The following is a 4,174-nucleotide window of genomic DNA, read 5'->3' as shown; positions in this document are numbered from 1 at the left end:
GACCACCAGGGTGCATTAAGCTGATCGCCCCAGTTTACCCTTCCATTGGTTGTTCCATCGTCTAAAGAGTACTGGATTTCCCAAAGAGACTCTTTGGTATTGTTATCATATTCAATCATAAAGTTCTCTGCAAAATCCGGAGTCAGGTCATACTGCGATCCATCTCTTGCGGTAATTTCATTAATATGTGCCAAGGATTTGTTTAAAGTTTCTTTGTTGATATTAGTCACCTCATGCCTGTCATTTTTTTCATACGCTCTAAATAGTAGGGCTTTGGCGGCAAGGGCATGAGCGGCAAACTTAGTAGGGCGGCCCTTTTCGGCCTGGGTTTCTGGCAATATATTGGATGCATCTTCTAAATCCTTGATGATCTTATCCCACAATTCAAGGTCGTTTACGGAACCTTTAGGCCGGTTGGAAATTCCTGCAACTACCACGGCATCTGTTGCGACGGTTTCGTCTATCCATGGTACATAATTCCATCTTAATTTCATCCCCAGATAAATCCATCCTCTTAGAAATTTCATTTCTGCAATACGTTGTTCTTTGGCTGCAAACTGCGTTTCGTCAAATTTACCTAACAGGCGCAGCGCACCATTGGCACGGCTGATGGCACAGTAACCCTGATACCATGGCCCATCATTATTTCCAACGTTTGGCGTTACAGCTGAAAAGATCTCCATTTCGTACCATGGAGTTTGATCACTTAAACCACCTCCACCTTTATAGGCATCGTCAGAGCGGAGACTGGCTATCCAGGGTGCATGGGTATCAGGATATCCCAGATTCGGCATGTAGGCGTACGCTGCCGTTACAAAGTTTTCCAGTTGTTCCGGATTGGACACCTGCTCTTCAGTTAAAGCGCCCTTGGTTGATACATCGAGGTACTTTTTGCACCCAAAGAATAGGATCATTCCAAGGAGTGCTATAATTATTTTATATTTTTTCATTTTCTTACGTTTTAAAATGTTACGTTAATACCTAAGTAAGTAGTAAGTGGCATTGGATAGCCCGTGCCTGGATTTTCGGGATCTCCTGCGGTGAACTTGCCACTTTTAACGGTAAAAAGATTTTGAGCAGATATGTACAACCTTAACCTTTCTACGCTGATCTTCTGAGTAATTTTTGAGGGGAATGTATAGCCTAAATCAGCACTTCTGAGTTTCACGTAAGATCCCGGCTCGATAAAGTAGGTAGACAATCTTTTTTCACCATTTGAGTCGCGTCGTGACAATGCTGGGATGTCTGAATTAGGATTTAAAGGGGTCCAGGCATCCAGCACGCGGAGTGGGTGATTTCTGTCGTTCTGAACACCTATGTTCCAGAAATCGCTCAGTTCTTTCCATGAGTTATATACGTCGTTGCCAAAAACACCCTGAAAAAAGGCGGTAAAATCGAAATTTTTATAAGAAGCCTGAAGATTTAGACCAGCCATTAAATTGGGATCTCGAACGCCTATCCAGGTACGGTCGTAGGCTTCATTAATTACCCCGTCTCCATCCAGATCTTTGTATCTGATCCTTCCAATACCTTTTCCTGGTTGTTGGGCAGAATTATCAACTTCTTCCTGCGTTTTAAAAATACCATCGGCAACCAGGCCATAAAATGAATTAAGTGGCCGACCAAGAACATCGTCTAACAATCCATTGCCACCATAAGCGTACCTAACACTTGAAGGCAGGCCTGTAATTTTATTTTTGTAGGCAGAAAAATTAGTGGTGATGTGATAAGAAAAATCACCCTTGGTGTCATTCCAGCCCAGGATCAATTCAAACCCTTTGTTCGTCATATCTGCACCATTGATCCACTTGTATCCACCTTCACCCAAAGCTCCAATATAGGGTGGTAGAAAAAGCATGTCTGTTGTTTTCTTATTAAACCAATCCAAAGATCCCGTAAGGCGATTGTTTAAGAAAGCAAAATCAACACCTATGTTAGTTTGGGTAGTGGTTTCCCACTTTAAATCCTGGTTACCCAAACTTCTTCTGAGGTATCCTGATGGGATACCACCGGTTTGATTACCGGCTATCGGATAAGAAGTCCCATCAACATTTACACCGTAAATGTTTACCAGTAATGCTGAGGCGAGTGGTGCAGAATTACCATTTTGGCCCCAGCTTGCCCTTAGTTTCAAATCTGAAATAGCGCTGACATCCTTTAAGAAGGATTCGTTCTTAATTCTCCAGCCGGCGGAGAAGGCAGGAAAGAAACCGTATTTATTGTTTTCTCCAAATACAGAAGAACCGTCACGGCGAATAGTTGCGGAAAGCAAATATTTGGACGCATATGCGTAATTGATCTTTCCAAAGTAAGAGAAGAGCTTTCTTTCATTACCTCCGCCTAACAGGCCTTTGCTATCACCCGTTGCTGTTCCAAGGTAAGCGTAATCTCTATTTTCTAATAGCAGTCCGTCGCGGTTACCCTGAAAATTTTCCTGTAAAAGTTTGTAGGCTTCCAAACCGCCAAGCATATCCACCGTATGTTCTCCAAGCTTAAGGTTATAGGTTAATGTATTTGTCCAGGTAGTTCCAAGGTCATGTGTGTTATTTTGAAACACCCTGTTTATGGTATTACTTTTTCCTCCGGCCTCAACCCACTTCGGATCAATTGTTCTGTCGTATTCCATCGTATAATCTACACCAAATTGGGTTTTAAGTGCCAGATTAGGCAGGATCTTCAGATTTGCATAGACAGTTCCCAATGCCTTTAAATAGTTATTCCTGTTGTCTTTTCTTATCAATAGGTCTCTAACGGGGTTGTTAAAGTCGTCCATACCAAGAGGCATGGCTACACCACCCCAGCCTCCATTAAGATCATAAACCGGAATGTTTGGCGGCATCACCAAAAATCCATAAGTACTGTTCACATCATGAATTGCAAGTTTCGATAATGCAAAATTTTCGCCTATAGTTAGTTTGCCTTTTAACAGGTCATAATCATTATTAAAACGCGCTGAATAGCGTTTAAAATTTGAGGTAACCTGTGTACCATTATTATCATAATAATTTAAAGAGAAAAGACTGGTTGACCTTTCGCTTGAGCTGGATATAGTTAGCTGATGATTTTGCTGATAACCAGTTCTGGTTCCTTCTTTAAACCAATCTGTATCTGACGAAGGCATGGTATGATCTGCATTTAACCATTCTATGGGAGTGACCTTGTTTAGTACAGGAACTCCGTTGGCATCCCGATTCCAGTCGTAGTTATAAATACGTATGTTACCAGGACCCGGATCGTCGCCATCATTAACGGTTGCCTGCCATAAACCCTGGCCATACTGCACTGCATTAAGCATATCCGGAACTCCGGTTATTTTGGAAGCACCAACATAACTATCAACTGTTATTTTTGTATTATCACCCTTTCTGCCTTTTTTTGTATTGATGAGAATAACACCACCTGCAGCGCGGGAACCGTAGATTGAAGCCGATGCTGCATCTTTTAATACCTGCATAGATTCGATGTCATTTGGATTAATGTCTCTCAGATTAATAGTAACAGGCTGACCATCCAACACAATCAGGGCAGGAGAGGAGTTCATAGAGGTAATGCCACGTACTTGAATCCCCACATTTTCAGCAGGGTTACCATCTGTTGTAATAAAAACGCCTGGAACTTTTCCCTGCAAAGATCTCATGACATTTGCACTGGGATTTTTTGCAAAATCGTCTCTCGAGATTACACTTATGGCCCCGGTTAGATCAGCCTTTTTTTGCGTCATGTAACCCGTAGATATGGATACCTCTTCCAATGTTTTACTGTCATCAAGTAGGGTAACGTTATAAACATTGCCAGAGCCAATAGGAATTTCTCTGGTTTCCATCCCAATGTAGGTGAAGATGAGATGGGAACCAGTGCTTTGTAAGCTGATGCTGTATTTTCCGTTTGCATCAGTTTGTGTCTTTGCAGTTTCCCCCTTGATAGTGACACTTACACCCTGTAGCGGGATGCCTGCATCATCCTTGACTGTTCCTGTAATAATTCGAGATTGTTGTGTTGCATTTACCTGAAAAGCGTTTGCTTTCAGTGGGTGGTAATTTGCAAGTAAGAAAAAGAAAAAAATCTTTAATACTACTCTGGCATTACCACCATAACGATTACTCGTTTTAGTGTTCTGGTGACCTTTCATAAAAATTTAATTTGGTTTATGGTTAAAAAATGAGCGCAGTAAGTG

2 protein-coding genes are annotated in these 4,174 nt (G+C 41.8%); both read right to left on the bottom strand.

Annotated features, from left to right (window positions below):
• The coding region (locus AC1DDX_RS24550) for a RagB/SusD family nutrient uptake outer membrane protein (protein ID WP_477622754.1) at positions 1–950 on the bottom strand (950 nt) is incomplete at its 3' end.
• A gap of 11 nt (positions 951–961) precedes the next feature.
• Positions 962–4,129 (bottom strand): SusC/RagA family TonB-linked outer membrane protein, encoded by a 3,168-nt coding sequence (locus AC1DDX_RS24545; protein ID WP_337716069.1) that lies wholly within the window; start codon positions 4,127–4,129, stop codon positions 962–964.
• Between the last annotated feature and the right edge of the window lie 45 nt (positions 4,130–4,174).

Source organism: Pedobacter sp. 10L46_2 (assembly GCF_056395165.1).
The sequence above is the reverse complement of the archived record's forward strand: the minus strand, read 5'-3'. Positions and strand labels throughout refer to the sequence as shown.